Source organism: Leucobacter weissii, assembly GCF_017565745.1.
Taxonomy (GTDB): domain Bacteria; phylum Actinomycetota; class Actinomycetes; order Actinomycetales; family Microbacteriaceae; genus Leucobacter; species Leucobacter weissii.
Map to the genome: position 1 here is coordinate 22,682 of NZ_JAGDYM010000004.1, position 16,764 is coordinate 39,445.

General features: G+C 70.3%; 12 protein-coding genes, 1 pseudogene and 2 riboswitches. Of the genes and pseudogenes, 7 read left to right on the top strand and 6 right to left on the bottom strand.

Features of this window, described 5'->3' with window-relative positions; genetic code table 11:
• The first annotated feature begins 3 nt into the window (after nucleotides 1-3).
• From J4H92_RS02320 to ispG, 6 genes are all read left to right on the top strand, one after another.
• The gene (locus J4H92_RS02320; protein WP_208095519.1) at nucleotides 4-1,008 is read left to right on the top strand and encodes a helix-turn-helix domain-containing protein; all 1,005 of its coding nucleotides are present in this window, start codon (nucleotides 4-6) and stop codon (nucleotides 1,006-1,008) included.
• Nucleotides 1,009-1,084: 76 nt separating this feature from the next.
• Nucleotides 1,085-1,189: riboswitch (glycine riboswitch) on the top strand.
• Nucleotides 1,190-1,289: riboswitch (glycine riboswitch) on the top strand.
• 137 nt (nucleotides 1,290-1,426) lie between these two features.
• On the top strand, nucleotides 1,427-4,321 hold the full coding sequence (gene gcvP, locus J4H92_RS02325) for an aminomethyl-transferring glycine dehydrogenase (RefSeq protein WP_424960861.1): 2,895 nt from the start codon (nucleotides 1,427-1,429) through the stop codon (nucleotides 4,319-4,321).
• A gap of 2 nt (nucleotides 4,322-4,323) precedes the next feature.
• Nucleotides 4,324-5,451, top strand: a complete 1,128-nt coding sequence (gene gcvT / locus J4H92_RS02330; RefSeq protein ID WP_208095521.1) for a glycine cleavage system aminomethyltransferase GcvT — start codon at nucleotides 4,324-4,326, stop codon at nucleotides 5,449-5,451.
• 126 nt (nucleotides 5,452-5,577) lie between these two features.
• The gene (gene gcvH, locus J4H92_RS02335; protein WP_208095523.1) at nucleotides 5,578-5,958 is read left to right on the top strand and encodes a glycine cleavage system protein GcvH; all 381 of its coding nucleotides are present in this window, start codon (nucleotides 5,578-5,580) and stop codon (nucleotides 5,956-5,958) included.
• Between the two features lie 193 nt (nucleotides 5,959-6,151).
• Nucleotides 6,152-7,636: a site-2 protease family protein gene (locus J4H92_RS02340; protein ID WP_208095524.1), complete on the top strand. Its 1,485-nt coding sequence runs from the start codon at nucleotides 6,152-6,154 to the stop codon at nucleotides 7,634-7,636.
• Between the two features lie 56 nt (nucleotides 7,637-7,692).
• Nucleotides 7,693-8,823, top strand: a complete 1,131-nt coding sequence (ispG, locus tag J4H92_RS02345) for a flavodoxin-dependent (E)-4-hydroxy-3-methylbut-2-enyl-diphosphate synthase (protein ID WP_208096491.1) — start codon at nucleotides 7,693-7,695, stop codon at nucleotides 8,821-8,823.
• A gap of 49 nt (nucleotides 8,824-8,872) precedes the next feature.
• Here ispG and J4H92_RS02350 read toward each other — a convergent pair whose 3' ends face one another.
• The 4 genes and pseudogenes from J4H92_RS02350 to J4H92_RS02360 all read right to left on the bottom strand — a co-directional run bounded on the left by J4H92_RS02350 (nucleotide 8,873) and on the right by J4H92_RS02360 (nucleotide 11,576).
• Nucleotides 8,873-10,294: an RNB domain-containing ribonuclease gene (locus J4H92_RS02350; protein ID WP_208095526.1), complete on the bottom strand. Its 1,422-nt coding sequence runs from the start codon at nucleotides 10,292-10,294 to the stop codon at nucleotides 8,873-8,875.
• Nucleotides 10,295-10,317: 23 nt separating this feature from the next.
• Nucleotides 10,318-10,446: pseudogene (locus tag J4H92_RS15240) on the bottom strand (IS5/IS1182 family transposase); the annotation flags it as partial.
• Nucleotides 10,447-10,467: 21 nt separating this feature from the next.
• Nucleotides 10,468-11,130 carry a hypothetical protein gene (locus J4H92_RS02355; protein ID WP_208095528.1) on the bottom strand — a complete coding sequence of 221 codons (663 nt, stop codon included), beginning with the start codon at nucleotides 11,128-11,130 and terminating at the stop codon, nucleotides 10,468-10,470.
• Between the two features lie 14 nt (nucleotides 11,131-11,144).
• A complete protein-coding gene (locus J4H92_RS02360) occupies nucleotides 11,145-11,576 on the bottom strand; it encodes a zinc metalloprotease (protein ID WP_208095530.1) in 432 nt (143 codons plus the stop codon).
• 583 nt (nucleotides 11,577-12,159) lie between these two features.
• Here J4H92_RS02360 and J4H92_RS02365 point away from each other — a divergent pair.
• On the top strand, nucleotides 12,160-13,224 hold the full coding sequence (locus J4H92_RS02365) for a TIGR00730 family Rossman fold protein (protein ID WP_208095532.1): 1,065 nt from the start codon (nucleotides 12,160-12,162) through the stop codon (nucleotides 13,222-13,224).
• A gap of 39 nt (nucleotides 13,225-13,263) precedes the next feature.
• Here the strand turns inward: J4H92_RS02365 and J4H92_RS02370 are convergent, their stop codons facing one another.
• The gene (locus tag J4H92_RS02370) at nucleotides 13,264-14,121 is read right to left on the bottom strand and encodes an AAA family ATPase (RefSeq protein WP_341782973.1); all 858 of its coding nucleotides are present in this window, start codon (nucleotides 14,119-14,121) and stop codon (nucleotides 13,264-13,266) included.
• A 78-nt stretch (nucleotides 14,122-14,199) separates the two neighbouring features.
• Nucleotides 14,200-16,578, bottom strand: coding sequence for an ATP-binding cassette domain-containing protein (locus J4H92_RS02375; protein ID WP_208095534.1), 2,379 nt, complete (start codon nucleotides 16,576-16,578; stop codon nucleotides 14,200-14,202).
• Between the last annotated feature and the right edge of the window lie 186 nt (nucleotides 16,579-16,764).

Genomic DNA, 16,764 nt, shown 5'->3' on the forward strand with positions numbered 1-16,764 from the left:
GGCATGCCACCCCGCACCGCGCCCCCGTCGCGGGACTCCCTGCCTCCCTCCAACGCGCTCTCGACGCTCGTGCAGCAGCGGCCCCCGACCACGAGGTCGGCCGCAGAGGCGCTGGACGTCGACCTCGAGGAGACTCGGGGGATCCTCGCCGCGCTGGCCCGCGACCGCGAGATCACCTGGGACGGCGAGGCCATCGGGTACCGTGCGCCCGAGCAGCGCCTCATCGAGCAGGTGGGGGAGCAGCTCGACGCGGGCCGCGCGCATCTGCGCGAGGTCGAGCAGCTCATCGCCCGGCTGCCCTCGCTGCTCGAGGACTGGTCGATCGGGACGGATCCGCACGCCGGGCGCTCGGCGATCGAGATAGCCGACGGCCCGCTGCACATGGAGCAGCTGTGGACGAGGCGGTTCGCCTGGCGCAGCCCGCGCAGGATCCGGATGCTCCTGCCCGATGTCGCGGTGGCCGAGCGCTTCGGCCACGATCCCGAATCGGCCGAGCTGTTCCTGCACGGCGAACAGGTCGACATCCGCACCGTCGTGTCGACGGCCCAGCTCGCCGCCGAGCCCGAGCGCATCGCCGCCGTCATGGCGCCGTCGGTCGCGCTGCGAGCGCATCCGCGGCTCGCGTCGTGGATCATGGTGAGCGACGACACGGTCGTGCTGCCGAGGCAGTGGGGCGGGAGCCCGTTCGAGGGGATCGTCGTGATCACGGAGCCGACGGTGGCGAGTCTCGCCCACGCCCACCTCGACGGCGTCTGGGAGCAGGCGGTCGACCCGAGGCGTCCCCGGGATCGGCCCTGGACCGGGGTGCTCGAGCACCTCGCCCGCGGCGCGTCGATCGACACGGCGGGCCGGGCGCTCGGCATCTCGCTGCGCACGGCGCAGCGCCGTGTCAGTGCGGCGATGAGGCACTACGGAGCGACCTCGCTGTTCGAGCTGGCCGTGAAGTGGAACGGCGAACCATCCGCGAGCGACGCGTCCGATGCCGGGTCGGCCCCGGGCGACGGCTGAGCCGACCCGAGCCGAGCCTCCGACACGGCGCCCGAATGTGGTAGCGTCGGCGCAGAGTCACAAGTGAATACGCCGCTCAATCGATGCGGGAGAGACCGGACGATCCCCGCTGGATCAGCCCGGCGCCGTAGGAGCAAACCCTCTCCGGGAATCTCTCAGGCACCCGTACCGCACCGATCAGGCAACTCTGGAAAGCAGCGCGTCGTCGCGCTCACCGAAGGTGCAAGGCCGTCTCCATGCGAGCGGCTGAATCTCTCAGGTCACGGTACAGAGCGGGGAGGATCAGCCAGGAGGCGCCATTGGCGCCGCCCAGACCCCGGAGATCCTCGTGAGCGATACGTTTCCCGCCCCGACCCTTGCCGAAGGCCGGTTCGCCGACCGGCACATCGGCGTCAGCAGCGCCGATGACCGCCGGACCATGCTCGACGCCCTCGGCTACCGCGATCTCGAGGAGCTCATCGACGCGGCCGTGCCGGCCGGCATCCGCAGCGCGCAGCGCCTCGATCTGCCGGCGGCGCTCGGCGAAGAAGAGGTGCTCGCCGAGCTGCGGGGATATGCCGCGCGCAACATCGTGAAGACGCAGATGATCGGGCAGGGCTTCTCCGCGACGCACACCCCTCCGGTGATCCGTCGGAACGTGCTCGAGAATCCGGCCTGGTACACGGCCTACACGCCCTATCAGCCGGAGATCTCCCAGGGCCGTCTCGAGGCGCTGCTGAACTTCCAGACGATGGTCGCCGACCTCACGGCGCTTCCCGTCGCCAACGCGTCGATGCTCGACGAGAGCTCGGCCGCCGCCGAGGCGGTGCTGCTGATGCGCCGGGCGAACCGCGGCGCCGCGCCGACGGCCAAGACGGTGCTCGACGCCGACCTCTTCCCGCAGACCGTCGCGGTGATCCGCGGCCGGGCCGAGGCGCTGGGCTTCGAGGTCGAGGTGGCGGATCTCTCGCGCGGCCTCCCCGAGGGCGATGTCTCGGGCATCGTGCTGCAGCAGCCCGGCAACAGCGGGCGGGTGGCGGATCAGACCGCGATCATCGCCGAGGCCAGGGACCGGGGTGCGCTGGTCACCGTGGTCGCCGACCTGCTGGCGCTGACCCTGATCGTGCCCCCCGGCGAGCAGGGCGCCGACGTGGCGGTCGGCAGCACGCAGCGCTTCGGCGTGCCGCTCTTCTTCGGCGGGCCGCACGCCGCCTACCTGGCGGTGCGGCAGGGCCTCGAACGCGCCCTGCCGGGCCGACTGGTCGGGGTGTCGAAGGACGCCCGGGGCGTCCCCGCGTACCGGCTCGCGCTGCAGACCCGCGAACAGCACATCCGCCGCGAGAAGGCGACGAGCAACATCTGCACGGCGCAGGCGCTGCTGGCCGTCACGGCGTCGATGTACGCCGTCTACCACGGGCCGGAGGGCCTCCGGCGGATCGCCGAGCGCACGCATGCCCACGCGCGCACGATCGCGGCGTCGCTCACCGACGCCGGAGTGGAGATCGTGCACGAGTCGTTCTTCGACACCGTCTGGGCTCGGGTACCGGGGCGCGCCGATGAGGTGATCTCCGCCGCGGCCGACGCCGGCGTGAACCTGCGCCGCGTCGACGCCGACACGGTCGGCATCTCGACCGACGAGACGACCACCGACGAGATTGTGGCCGCCGTGGCGGAGGCGCTCGGGGTGCCTGTCCTACGAACCGATCCCGAGGACGGGATCGGGACATACGGCGCGCAAAGCGATGCTTTGCTTTCGAGCGCCTTAGTCCGGACGAGCGACTACCTCACCCATCCGACGTTCCGGACCATCCGCAGCGAGACGCAGATGCTGCGCTATCTGCGCCGCCTCTCCGACCGCGACCTGGCGCTCGACCGCACCATGATCCCGCTCGGATCCTGCACGATGAAGCTCAATTCGACCGCCGAGATGGAGCCGATCTCCTGGCCGGAGTTCGCGGGCATCCACCCCTATGCGCCCGCGGATCAGACGGTCGGCTGGCGCGAGCTGATCGCCGAGCTCGAGCGCCGACTCGTCGAGATCACCGGCTATGCCGGGGTCTCCCTGCAGCCGAACGCCGGTTCGCAGGGGGAGTACGCGGGACTGCTCGCCATCCGGCGCTACCACCTCGATCGCGGCGACGCGCAGCGCGACGTCTGCCTCATCCCCGCGTCCGCGCACGGCACGAACGCGGCCTCGGCCGTCCTGGCCGGCATGCGGGTGACGGTGGTCGCGAACACGGAGACGGGGGAGATCGACCCGGACGATCTCGCCGCGAAGATCGCGGAGCACCGCGACGCGCTCGCCGCGATCATGATCACCTATCCCTCGACCTACGGCGTCTACGACGCGGACGTGCGCGAGGTGTGCGAGAAGGTGCACGCCGCGGGCGGGCAGGTCTACATCGACGGCGCCAACATGAATGCGCTCGTCGGCCTCGCGCGGCCCGGCCGCTTCGGCGGAGACGTCTCGCATCTCAATCTGCACAAGACATTCGCGATCCCCCACGGCGGCGGCGGGCCGGGAGTCGGCCCGGTCGCGGTGGCCGAGCATCTGCTGCCCTACCTCCCCGGCGACCCCCAGGGACCCTCCGCCGACGCGGGCGCCGGCGGCGCCCCCGAGACGGCGGGCGTTCCGGTCGCCGCCACGCGCTTCGGCTCGGCCGGGGTGCTGCCCATCTCCTACGCCTACATCGCGATGATGGGAGCCGATGGCCTCACCCGGGCGACCGAGACCGCCCTGCTGAGCGCCAACTACATCGCCGCCAGGCTCCGCGACCACTTCCCGGTGCTCTTCAGCGGCAACCGGGGGCTCGTCGCGCACGAGTGCATCCTGGACCTGCGGGAGCTCACCGCGGCCAGCGGCGTCACCGCGGAGGACGTGGCGAAGCGGCTCATCGACTTCGGCTTCCACGCCCCGACGCTCGCCTTCCCGGTCGCCGGGACGCTCATGGTGGAGCCGACCGAGTCCGAGGACCTGGGGGAGATCGAGCGCTTCATCGAGGCGATGATCGCGATCCGGGGCGAGATCGACGAGATCGTGGCGGGACGCTTCGCGCTCGAGGATTCTCCTCTCCGGAACGCCCCGCACCCCGCGGCGGCCGTCGTGAGCGACGAGTGGAGCGCGCCCTACTCGCGGGAGCAGGCGGCGTTCCCCCTCGCGCGCCTCCGCGTCGACAAGTACTTCCCTCCCGTGGCCCGCATCGACAGCGCCTTCGGAGACCGGAACCTGGTGTGCGCCTGCCCGCCACTCGATCCGGAAGTCCTCGGACTTTCGGATCCAACCGATACCGAGCTTGCTTCAGGGGCCGTAGCCACTGAAGCGTTTGGAGAGTGAACATGACCGACCCCCGACCCACTGCGCTGCACCAGGAGCACGAGAGACTCGGTGCCTCCTTCACCGACTTCGGCGGATGGGACATGCCGCTCAGGTACGGCAGCGAGCTCGCCGAGCATCGCGCCGTCCGCGAGACCGCGGGACTCTTCGACCTCTCCCACATGGGTGAGCTCTGGATCGAAGGCCCGGACGCCGGCGCCTTCCTCAACACCGCGCTGGTCGGCGATCTGGCCCGGATCGGGGTGGGGAAGGCCAAGTACTCCCTGATCGTCGACGAGCGGGGCGGGATCATCGACGACCTGATCGGCTATCGCCTCGCGGAGCACCGCTACCTGGTCGTTCCGAACGCGGGGAACACGGCAGCGGTCGCGGCCGCGTTCGCCGAGCGGGGAGCGGGCTTCGACGTCGCGGTGCGCGACGCCACCGCCGCGACGAGCCTCATCGCGGTGCAGGGGCCGGCCTCGGCCGCGATCCTGCACGAGCTGATCGGCGGGGGGTCGGGCCTCGCGAACCGGCATGCGCTGGTGGACGAACTGGCCTATTACGCGATCGCCGAGACCAGCCTCGCAGACGTCCAGCTGCTGCTCGCCCGCACAGGGTACACCGGCGAGGACGGTTTTGAGCTCTACGTTCCGAACGCGTGCGCGCGCGAGGTCTGGTCCGCCCTGCTGGCGGCTGGCGAGCCGCACGGCCTGGTCGCGGCGGGGCTCGCGGCGCGGGATTCGCTCCGCCTGGAAGCGGGCATGCCGCTCTACGGCAACGAACTGAGCACCGAGGTCACGCCCTTCGACGCGGGTCTCGGGCCGGTCGTCTCGTTCGAGAAGGAGGAGACCTTCGTCGGCCGGGCCGCGCTGGAGGCCGCGAAGGCGGCCGGCCCGGCACTGGCGCTCGTCGGCCTGAGCGGCGCCGGCCGGCGGGCTCCCCGGGCCGGATACCCGATCTTCGCCGGGGATCGCGAGATCGGCCGCGTCACGAGCGGTCAGCCCAGCCCCACCCTCGGCGTTCCCATCGCCCTCGCGCTCGTGGATCCGGCGTTCACCGCGCCGGGCACCGCACTCGAGGTCGATCTGCGCGGGCGTCGCGAGCCGTTCGAGGTGGTCGCCCTGCCGTTCTACCGGCGATCGAGGTGAGCGAGACATGAGCTCGCTCGCTCTTCCGAACCGATTGAAGCCGGTCGGATGATGCGATCCTCGCATCCGAAGCGCCGCCGCGAATCATCCGCAACCGCCCATCACCCATCACGATAAGGAACCATCATGAGCACCGTGCACCCCGCCCTCCGCTACTCCGTCGAGCACGAGTGGATCGACGATCGGACCCCGGCCACGATCGGGGTGAGCCGGGTCGCCGCCGACGCGCTGGGCGACGTGGTCTATGTCGAGCTGCCCGAACCCGGGGCGACCGTCACCGCGGGCCAGGTCTGCGGCGAGATCGAATCGACCAAGTCGGTCTCCGAGCTCTTCTCCCCGGTCAGCGGGGAGGTGGTCGCGATCAACGACGCCGTCGTCGCCGATCCGTCGCTCGTCAACAGCGACCCGTACGGCGACGCCTGGCTGTTCCGCGTCGCAGTGACCGAGGAGGGGCCGCTGCTCTCGGCCGGGGAGTACGCCGCCGCGAACGGGGCGGATCTCGGCTGACGCGTCTCGCCGCGGTTCCCTTCGCCACCGGTGTCCCCCTTCGTCGCGAGCGCACCCCGAAGACGCCGTCTTCCCGCGGTGCGTGGGCGGTCTCGGGGCACGACGGCGAGCAGAGCCTCGTCGGGTCGGACCGCGCGGTGAGCGGCGCCCCGTCCAACAGCGTTCTCCGAAGAAGTGGGGATAGCCTTTCCGGGTGACCGAAGTCCTCCTCTACATCCTCGGCATCCTGATCATCGTGATCGGAGTGGCCCTGTCCATCGGGCTGCACGAGATCGGGCACCTGCTGCCCGCGAAGCTCTTCGGCGTCAAGGTCACGCAGTACATGATCGGCTTCGGCCCGACCCTGTGGTCGCGGCGCAAGGGCGAGACCGAGTACGGGGTGAAGGCGATCCCGCTGGGCGGCTACATCGCGATGACGGGGATGTACCCGCCGGGCAAGCACGGGGAGCGCGCGCGGGCGAGCACCACCGGCTTCCTGAACACGGTGGTGCAGGAAGGCGCTGCGCTGCCCGCGGCGAAGGGACGGACGGACCAGGAGCCGGTCGGCTCCGACGGCCTCTCGGGCTTCCCGGACCGCTCAGCTGCCGGAGCCGAGGATGACCCCCGGGACTCCCCGGTTCCTCGCGGCCTCGCGGGACTGGTGGACGATGCGAGGCTGGCGAGCGCGGAGACGATCGAGGCGGGCGAGGATCACCGCGCCTTCTACCGCCTTCCGCCTTGGAAGAAGATCGTCATCATGCTCGGCGGTCCCTTCATGAACCTGGTGCTGGCCTTCGTGTTCTTCGGCATCGTGCTGATGGGGTTCGGGGTGCCGCAGTACGGCACGTCCATCGCGGCCGTGAGCGAATGCCTGATCCCCGCCTCCAGCGACGCCGAGACCTGCGGCGCGACCGACCCGCCGGCGCCGGGAGCTGCGGCCGGTCTGCAGCCGGGGGATCGGATCGTCGCCATCGGCGGCCAGGAGATCACCGAGTGGAAGCAGATCCGCGACACGATCAGCGCCGCCCCCGGCGTCCCACTCGATCTCCTGGTCGAGCGCGACGGGGCCCAGCTCATGCTCACGGTGACTCCGGCGGAGAATCAGAGGTGGGCGGTCGACGACCGCGGCAACACGGTGAAGGGGGCGGACGGGGAGCCGGTGGTCGAGACCGTCGGCATGATCGGGGTCGTCCCCGCGTCGGAGATCGTCCAGCAGCCGATCACCGAGGTGCCGGTCTTCGTCGGCGACAGCGTCGGGCAGATGGTCGGAGTGATCCTCGGTCTCCCGCAGCGGATGGTCGACGTCTGGAACGCCGCGTTCGGCGCCGAGGAGCGCGACCCGAACGGCCCGATCAGCGTCGTCGGCGTCGGCCGCATCGCGGGCGAGATCGCCAGCATGGAGGAAGCGCCGGTGACGGCCCGCGCGCAGAGCATGCTCAGCCTGCTCGGCTCGCTGAACGTCGCCCTCTTCGTGTTCAACCTCCTGCCCCTCATGCCGCTCGACGGCGGACACGTCGCGGGCGCGCTCTACGAGTGGCTGCGGAGGGGCTGGGCCAGGATCCGCCGCAAACCGGATCCGGGACCCGTCGACACGGCGCGCATGGTGCCGATCACCTTCGCCGTGGTTATCGTGCTCGGCGCCATGAGTCTGCTGCTCATCTACGCGGACCTGGTCAAACCGGTGAGCCTGCTCGGCTGATCCGTATCCCCAGGCTCGGCGGGTAGACTCGCGGCGTGGCCGCAATCAATCTTGGAATGCCGAAGATTCCCGAGGTGCTCGCTCCGCGACGCAAGTCGCGCGAGATCAGGGTGGGCTCGGTGACCGTCGGCGGCACCGCGCCCGTGTCGGTGCAGTCGATGACGACCACCCCGACCACCGAGATCAACGCCACGCTCCAGCAGATCGCCGAGCTCACGGCGGCGGGCTGCGACATCGTGCGCGTGGCCTGCCCCAGCCGCGACGACGCCGAGGCGCTGCCGATCATCGCCATGAAGAGCCAGATCCCGGTGATCGCCGACATCCACTTCCAGCCGAACTACGTCTACGCCGCGATCGACGCCGGCTGCGCCGCGGTCCGGGTGAACCCGGGCAACATCCGCAAGTTCGACGATCAGGTGGGCGAGATCGCGAAGCGCGCCGCGGCCGCCGGCGTGTCGATCCGGATCGGCGTGAACGCCGGTTCGCTGGATCGCCGGCTCCTCGAGAAGTACGGCAAGCCGACCGCCGAGGCGCTCGTGGAGAGCGCGGTCTGGGAGGCGTCGCTGTTCGAGGAGCACGGCTTCCACGACTTCAAGATCTCGGTGAAGCACAACGACCCCATCGTGATGGTCAAGGCCTACCGGCAGCTCGCCGAGCGCGGCGACTGGCCGCTGCACCTCGGGGTGACCGAGGCCGGTCCGGCCTTCCAGGGCACGATCAAGAGCGCCACCGCGTTCGGGATCCTGCTCGGCGAGGGCATCGGCGACACGATCCGCGTCTCGCTCTCGGCGCCGCCCGTCGAGGAGGTGAAGGTCGGCCTGCAGATCCTGCAATCGCTCAACCTGCGCGAGCGCAAGCTCGAGATCGTCTCCTGCCCCTCGTGCGGGCGTGCGCAGGTCGACGTCTACACCCTCGCCGACGAGGTCACGGCCGGCCTCGAGGGCATGAGCGTGCCGCTGCGCGTCGCCGTGATGGGCTGCGTGGTCAACGGGCCTGGCGAAGCGCGCGAAGCGGATCTGGGCGTCGCCAGCGGCAACGGCAAGGGGCAGATCTTCGTGAAGGGCGAGGTCATCAAGACGGTGCCCGAGTCGGAGATCGTGGCGACGCTCATCGCCGAGGCCAACCGGATCGCCGACGAGATGGGCCATGAGGCCGGCACCGGCGCCCCCGAGGTCGTCACCGTCTGAGCCTCGCCGCTCTCCGGCCGCCCTCGGATCGCGGGTCGTGCCCGGCGGCCTATGCCACGGCGAGCTCGAGTTCTCCGGAGGGCACGTCGGCGCGCACCACCCGCACGCGGACCCGCTCGCCCGCGACGAGGCCATCGCCCGCGCAGTGGGCCGTGACGGGAGGCTCGGCGATCTGGATCCGCGCGCGTTTGCCCGCCTCAAGCACCACCGCGGTGAAGCGCTCGCCCACGCGGTCGCGCAGCAGGGCCGCCTCGACCCGATCGAGCGCCGCCGAGGAGATCTGCGCGGCGCGGGCACCCGAACCGCGCATCAGCGCGGGCAGCTCGGCCAGGCTCGCGCGCGCCCATTCGGGTACCGCGCGATCCGCGCTGATCGCCGCGCAGATGGCGAGGCCCCAGCGGTCGACGAGCCGCCGCAGCGGCGCCGTCACGTGCGCGTAGGGAGCGGCGAGCGCCGCCTGCGCGCTCTCCGCCGGTGGTTCGCCGTCGAAGGCCGCGTAGGCGGCGCCCCGGAACAGCGAGGCCGCGGCCTGCAGCACCGCCGGCGACTGCGGCGCCTCCCGGTCGAGCGAGCGGAGGTAATCGCCGTAGCTCGTATCCGGCGCCCAGGGTGCGCCGAGGGCGCCGACCCGAGTGCGGAACGCGTCGAGCGCCTCGGGCTTCGGCGGCGGCATGGTGCGCAGGATCCCGATGCCGGCCTCGAGCATCATCGCGCCCGCCGACATGCCGGCGAGCAGCGAGAGCTGGGCGTTCCACTCCTCGACCAGGAGCGGGAACCGGCGCTCGATGCGATAGCCCGCGTCGTCGCGCACGATCTCCTCCTCTGGCATGTTGAGGCTCGCCCCGCCGCGCGCTCGTTCCCGCTCGACGCGGAGCTCGCCGATCTCGCGCAGCAGCGCCAGCGGCCCTTCCGCCGAGCCCGCTTCGATCGCCTGCTGCGCGCGAGGATAGTCGAGTTGCGCGCGGGATCGGATCGCGGCTCGCTCGAGGCGCACCGCGGTCTGCTCTCCCGCCTCGTCGAGCGCGATCGTCCACACGTAGGCGGTGCGATCCTCTCCCGGCAGCAGCGAGGCGCGGCCCTCGCTGAGGATCCTCGGATGCAGGGGCACCGCGCCGTCGGGGAGGTACACGGTCTGCCCGCGCAGCCGGGCCTCGCCGTCGATCACGCCGCCCGAGCGCACGAAGCCCGGCACGTCGGCGATCGCGTAGCGCACGAGGAATCCGGCGGATCCGCCGCGCCGTTCGAGATGGAAGGCCTGGTCGAGATCGCGGGAGCCGACGGGGTCGAGTGTGAGGAAGGGGAGGTCGCGCAGATCGAGCTCCGGAGCGGCCGGAGCGGCAGTGCGCGCCTCCTGCTCCGCGCCGGACGGGAATCCCGCGGGGAGCGAGAACTCGGTGCGCAGCGCGGAGAGCGCGGCGGCGAGCTGGCCGTGGGAGCTCTGCGGCGCGATGCGCGTGTGCCGTGCTGGCATGCGTTTCAGCCTAGTGGTTCCCTGCGATCCACCGGCGATCTCCCTGCGGCCTCACCTCCGCACAGGGCCTTCGCGATGCACCCTTCGAGGGCAGGATGGTCGAGTTCGGGGCCGATCATCATCCGGCTGCACGCGTCGAGGCGGAGCTGCTCCGGTTGCTCTGCCCGGCGTGCTCATCTCGCGATTTCCGCGCGTAGTTCTCGCAGAGTGCCGACCTGGAACCCGGGCTGATCGCTGAACGAGCGCAGTGTGCCGTCCTGGTCAAGCTCGTAGAGCGCCTCCGTAGGATTGAGCAGATCGTAGGGGGCATCGTCATACTCGGCCAGGAAGAGCAGCAGCAGCTCGGATTCGACGTCCTTCAGCAGGGTGGTGCTCGACTCCGGGACCAATTCGCCGTCGATTTCGGTTGCGATCTGGGCGATTTCGAGGGTCTGTCCGGCCTTCGCTCCTCCCTTGAGCACCTCGGTCACCTCGACCCGGCTGACGTTCAGCGGGATCGCGCCGTCCTCTCGTGCACGCTCGAGCTCCTCTTCGGAGAGTCCGTGCTGCGGGTTGGTCTCCGGATCCCCGCCGGCCGAGACATCCGGGTACAGGGTGTCGCGGTGTTCGTCGACATACTTCGCCACGATGACCACATCGGCGTCCTGCGCCACTTCCTTCGGACCGGCATAGCTCAGCCAATCAGCGGTGGGGGCCAAGTCGGACGACCGGGGAGATGCTTCCTCGGCCGACCCGGTCGGGTCCGTCCGTTGCTCTGCCGGAACGACTGTGGTCGCGCACGAGCTGAGGAGCGCCGCGAGCGCCAGGGCCGACATCGGCAGGGCGAAGGCCTTCATCGTTCTCGTTCTCATCAGTAGATCCTCAGCACTTCTTCTTTGTCGTAGGCCGTGGGGCGGACCACCGTGTTGCGGTCGCGCGAGTGATGCATGAGCGACGGCCGTGTGGTCCTCGGGTCGTCATCGAGACTCAACGCGTGACCGAACTCGTGGGTGGCGGTGCCCATGAACCAGGTGCCGTAGTTGCCGCCCGAATGCGCCGCAATAGTTCGGGAATTGATTCTGATCGTGAACACCCGTTTCCCGGTGGAGGTCTCCCAGGGCGCATACAGGCCGAGCCAGCTTCCCGAGTATTCCCCTGCAGTGATCTTCGAACTGGTGTCCGGGTTCTTCGAGATATCCACCCCGATGCCGGCGCTGTTCCAGCGAGACCTGCCCGCGTCGAAGTAGGACTTCCAGGTGGAACTGACGTCGCTGTACCGCACTCCGAACGTGCGAGTCGGCATGCCACCGGAGTAGTAGTCTGCGTGAGCTACCGGTCCGCCGCTGACCGCCAGGACGAGTGCGAGGAGAAGCGCTGGGAACGTCCTCGCGCCCTTCTTCCTCGTGGTTGCCCCGGACCGGACGAACTCGGCGGCCGAAGCCCGTGCGCGAGGTCGAACTCGTTGCTTCATCTCAGGTGGCCTCACATTCACGAATCGCAAGATCTCAAGTCGTCTCATCGGACGCCGTCCACCGGCGTCGTACCCCGCCCGGGCATTCTGATCCGCTGCTCCCGGCTGCGGGTCTTGTCGGGGTTGCTGCCATTTGGCCTCTGTCGCTTGGAGTTACCGTGACCATACCCCCAACTGTGTTCATTGGCAACGCGTTCGGCAGCCGTGAGCCTGCCGGAGCGATTGACCTGTCGCGTGCCGGTCGTGACCGCGCGGAGTCGCGCAGCCCGTGTTCCGCGCTGTTCATTCGTCGTAGAAGTCGGCCGCGGCGGTCGAGCCGGCAGGGCGGGTGCGAGCGTGTCCCACGAGTCATGGCTCGGAGGTGGGCACGCCCGGCCCAGCGAAGATCCATCGGCGGACCCGTAGACTTGGGGTCATGGAGAATCGTCCCGATGACGACGCGCTCGGCGCCCTGCTGGACGAACTCATCGCCGAGGCGGGCATCGCCTCGCAACGCGGTCTGATCAAGCGGATCGTGGCCGCCGGGCTCGGGCTCGGGCACGACGGGGCGACGCGGCTGAACCTCAAGATCAGCGCGGCGGCGCTCGAGGAGATGCGTCTGGCGTTCCGCCTCTTCGCGCCGTTCGCCGACGTCCCGAAGGTGACCATCTTCGGCTCGGCCCGCACGCCCGCCGACGATCCCCGTTCGCAGCAGGCCGAGCGCGCCTCGCGCGAGCTCTCGGAGCAGGGCTGGATGGTGGTGACCGGCGCCGGGCCCGGCATCATGGAGGCCGCCGCCATAGGCGCCGGCGAGGCGAACTCGCTCGGCGTCTCGATCCGTCTGCCGTTCGAGGAGCGACCCGGCGCGCAGATCGCGGCCGGCGACCGACTGGTCTCGATGAAGTACTTCTTCACCCGCAAGCTGATGCTGGTGAAGGAGTCGCTCGGCTTCATCTGCCTGCCGGGCGGTTTCGGCACCATGGACGAGACCTTCGAACTGCTCACGCTGCAGCAGACGGGCAAGATGGTGCCGGTGCCGATCGTGCTGCTGGATCAGCCCGGCGGAACGTTCTGGCGCGGCTTCGAGACCTTCGTCACCGGGGAGCTCGAGCGCACGGGCATGATCACCGCCGGCGATCTGGATCGGGTGCTCATCACCGATTCCGTCGACGACGCCGTGGCGGAGATCACCGGGTTCTGGCGCAACTACGTCTCGCTGCGATGGTTCGGGGAGCAGCTCGTGCTGCGCATGCGCACCGCGCCCGACGACCATGCGCTGGAGGCGCTGAACGAGCGGTTCGGCGGCGTGCTCGAGCGGGGCCGGATCGAGCGCACCGAGCCGTTCCCCGCGGAGCGCTCCGATTCCGACGCGTTGGATCTCGAGCGCATCGTCCTCGTCCCGCGCCAGCGCGCCGTCGGCGAGCTGCACCGCCTGATCCGGGCCCTGAACGAGCTCCCCGAGGCGCCGCGGACGGCGGTCCCGCCGGAGGCCGGCGAGTAGGACGCGACGGGGCCCGCGGCTCGTCCCGCCGCAGGCGCCTCACGACCCGTCTCGGCCCGCTAAGAGGTGGCGCAGATACCGCTCGGGAGCCTGCAGGTAGCCGCGGTGGTGCTGCACCAGTTCGAGATCCTCCCACGCCGCGGTGCGGATGCCCCACTCGCCGAGTTCGAGGATCGTCGCACCCGGCAGGGAGGCGAGGATCGGCGAGTGGGTCGCGCAGATCACCTGCGTCCCCCGTGAGCGCATCCGGTCGAGCGCGGCGAGCCAGCGCAGGATCGAGCCGAAGGAGAGCGCGGCCTCCGGCTCGTCCAGCAGCGCCAGCCCGATCTCGAATCGCTCGTGATCGATCTTCCGGTCGAGCAGGTCGTTGAACGACTCGCCGTGGCTGAGTCGATGCAGGCGGGCATCGGGATGGGACTCGTTCCACTCCAGTCCGTCCTCGAGCCACGAGAAGTACTGGTGCATCGTCTCCGCGCGCAGGAAGAATCCGCCCTTCGCCCCCATCGGTCCGCGGACGATCTTCAGCCATCCGCCCAGCGGCGATTCGGTCGATCTCGTTCTCGCGCCCCCATTGCGGCTGCCGCCCTCGGGCGGCAGCCCGACCGCCTCCGCGATTCCCTCGATCAGGGTCGACTTGCCGGAGCCGTTCTCGCCGACCAGGAACGTCACCCCCGGACCGAACTCCCAGCCCCCGAAGGGCGCCCCCGCGCGCGCGACCTCGAGGAAAGCGCCGACCGCGGGCACCGTGACCGGCCAGCTCTGCTCGTCGATCACCGCGTCCTGGAACACGCCGATCGCTCGGATGGGCCGACGATCGTGCCGCCAATCGACGGTCTCTTCCCCGGTGGCGCCGGCGCTCGTTCCTGTGTGCGCACGGGGGTCTCTTCCGGTGTTCACGGTCGCGCGCACTCCTCGCCTCGCGATCGATCGTAGCGGACTCGGCCGACACGGGTCCGGGGCAGTGCCGCTCGAGCCCTACTGCGCGACGTACTCGGCCAGGTGCTCGCCCGTGAGCGTCGAGCGGTCGGCCACCAACTCCGCGGGCGTGCCCTCGAATACGACGCGGCCGCCCTGCTGGCCGGCCCCAGGACCGAGGTCGACGATCCAGTCGGCGTGGGCCATGACCGCCTGGTGGTGCTCGATCACGATCACGCTCCTGCCCTCGTCGACCAGACGGTCGAGCAGCGCGAGCAGTTGCTCCACGTCGGCGAGGTGCAGGCCCGTCGTCGGCTCGTCGAGCACGTAGATCTCCGCGTCCTCCAGGATGTGGATGGCGAGTTTCAGCCGCTGCCGCTCTCCGCCCGAGAGCGTCGAGAGCGGCTGGCCGAGCGTGAGATATCCGAGGCCGACGTCGATGAGCCGGTCGAGGATCTTCGCGGCCTTCGGCACCTTCGACTCGGAGCCCCCGAAGAACTCGCGCGCCTCCGACATGCTGAGGTCGAGCACCTCCGCGATGTTCCTGCCGCCGAGGGTGTAGTCGAGCACCTCGGCTGCGAAGCGCTTACCCTCGCACACCTCGCAGACGCTCTCGACGGTCGCCATCATCCCGAGATCGGTGTAGATCGTCCCGGCGCCCTTGCACTCGGGACAGGCGCCCTCGGAGTTCGCACTGAAGAGCGCGGGCTTCACGCCGTTGGCCTTGGCGAACGCGGTGCGCACCGGGTCGAGCAGTCCCGTATAGGTCGCGGGGTTCGAACGGCGCGATCCCTTGATGGCGCCCTGGTCGACCGCGACGACGCCCTCGCGCCCGGAGACGTAGCCGTGGATGAGCGAGGTCTTGCCGGACCCGGCCACGCCGGTCACGGCGCAGAGCACGCCGAGCGGCAGGTCGACGTCGACACCGTGCCCGTCAGCACCGCGCAGATTATGCCGGTCGGCGCCGCGCACCTCGATCGTCCCGTTCGCCTCGCGCACCGAGCTCTTGAGCCGCGCGCGGTCGTCGAGGTGCCGGCCGGTGAGCGTCTCCGAGCCGCGCAGCCCCTCGACGGTCCCCTCGAAGCGGATCTCGCCGCCCTGGGCGCCCGCGCCCGGCCCGAGGTCGACCACGTGGTCGGCGATCGCGATCATCTCCGGCTTGTGCTCGACGACGAGCACCGTGTTGCCCTTGTCGCGCAGCTGCAGCAGCAGCTGGTTCATCCGGCGGATGTCGTGCGGGTGCAGGCCGATCGACGGCTCGTCGAAGACATACGTGGCGTCGGTGATCGGCGAGCCGAGGTGCCGGATCATCTTCGTCCGCTGCGATTCTCCGCCCGAGAGCGTGCCGGTCGGCCGGTCGAGCGAGAGGTAGCCGAGCCCGATCCGCACGAAGGAGTCGAGCGTGTCGGAGAGCTTGGCCAGCAGCGGGCCCATGCCGGGCGCCTCCAGGCCGCGCACCCAGTCGGCGAGGTCGGAGATCTGCAGCGCGCAGACATCGGCGATCGATCGCCCGGCGATCGTGGAGGACCGCGCCGTGTCGTTCAGCCGGGTGCCGCCGCAGTCCGGGCAGGTGCGGAACACGATCGCCCGGTCCACGAAGGCCCGGATGTGCGGCTGCATCGCCTCGCGGTCCTTCGAGAGCATCGACTTCTGGATCCGCGGGATCAGGCCCTCGTAGGTGAGGTTCGTCCCGTCGACCTTGATCTTGACGGGCTCCTTGTAGAGCAGATCCGTCAGCTCCTTCTCCGTGAAGTCGCCCAGCCGCTTCTCCATCGGCAGCATCGCGCCGAAGAGCCGTCCGTACCACCCGTCCATGCTGAAGCCCGGCACCTTGAGCGCGCCCTCGGCCAGCGACTTGTCGGCGTCGTAGAGCTCGTCGAGCGCGAAATCGCTCACCGCGCCGCGCCCCTCGCAGTTCGGGCACATGCCGCCCAGGACCTCGAAGCTGCGCCGCTCCTTGATCGTCCGCCCGCCCTTCTCGAGCGTCACCGCCCCGGCCCCGCTCACGGAGGCGACGTTGAAGGAGAAGGCGTTCGGAGAGCCGATCCTCGGTTCCCCGAGGCGCGAGAACACGATCCGGAGCATCGCGTTGACATCGGTGGCCGTGCCCACCGTGGACCGGGGGTTGGCCCCCATGCGCTCCTGGTCGACGATGATCGCGGTGGTCAGGCCCTCGAGCACGTCGACGTCCGGCCGGGCCTGCGAGGGCATGAAGCCCTGCACGAACGCGCTGTAGGTCTCGTTGATGAGTCGCTGCGACTCGGCCGCGATCGTGCCGAAGACGAGCGAGCTCTTGCCCGATCCCGAGACCCCGGTGAACACGGTGAGGCGACGCTTCGGGATCTCGACCGACACGTCCTTCAGATTGTGCTCCCGGGCGCCCGAGACCCGGATCCGGTCGTGGGAGTCGGCCGGGTGCGTGCCTGCTGCGTCGCTCATGTGAGAAGCGTAGCGCGGGTCGCCGACATCGGACCTCTCAGATCCTGATCCCGCACCGGCCGCGCCCCGACGCCCCCTGTCGCGCCGCCCCGCTCCCGCCGCCCTCCCGTCCGCGAGCGGGACCGTCATTCGCAAGTGGGGCGGCGATCTGCAGTCCGACAGCGTTGCTCTCGCGAAGACGGGTCC

What these genes read in the sequence shown, in the direction of transcription:
- gcvT (WP_208095521.1), top strand. Translation starts at nt 4,324, where the DNA reads ATGACCGACCCCCGACCCACTGCGCTGCACCAGGAGCACGAGAGACTC.
- J4H92_RS02350 (WP_208095526.1), bottom strand. Translation starts at nt 10,294, where the DNA reads ATGCCAGCACGGCACACGCGCATCGCGCCGCAGAGCTCCCACGGCCAG.
- J4H92_RS02365 (WP_208095532.1), top strand. Translation starts at nt 12,160, where the DNA reads ATGGAGAATCGTCCCGATGACGACGCGCTCGGCGCCCTGCTGGACGAA.
- gcvP (WP_424960861.1), top strand. Translation starts at nt 1,427, where the DNA reads ATGCTCGACGCCCTCGGCTACCGCGATCTCGAGGAGCTCATCGACGCG.
- gcvH (WP_208095523.1), top strand. Translation starts at nt 5,578, where the DNA reads ATGAGCACCGTGCACCCCGCCCTCCGCTACTCCGTCGAGCACGAGTGG.
- ispG (WP_208096491.1), top strand. Translation starts at nt 7,693, where the DNA reads ATGCCGAAGATTCCCGAGGTGCTCGCTCCGCGACGCAAGTCGCGCGAG.
- J4H92_RS02360 (WP_208095530.1), bottom strand. Translation starts at nt 11,576, where the DNA reads ATGCCGACTCGCACGTTCGGAGTGCGGTACAGCGACGTCAGTTCCACC.
- J4H92_RS02375 (WP_208095534.1), bottom strand. Translation starts at nt 16,578, where the DNA reads ATGAGCGACGCAGCAGGCACGCACCCGGCCGACTCCCACGACCGGATC.
- J4H92_RS02320 (WP_208095519.1), top strand. Translation starts at nt 4, where the DNA reads ATGCCACCCCGCACCGCGCCCCCGTCGCGGGACTCCCTGCCTCCCTCC.
- J4H92_RS02355 (WP_208095528.1), bottom strand. Translation starts at nt 11,130, where the DNA reads ATGAAGGCCTTCGCCCTGCCGATGTCGGCCCTGGCGCTCGCGGCGCTC.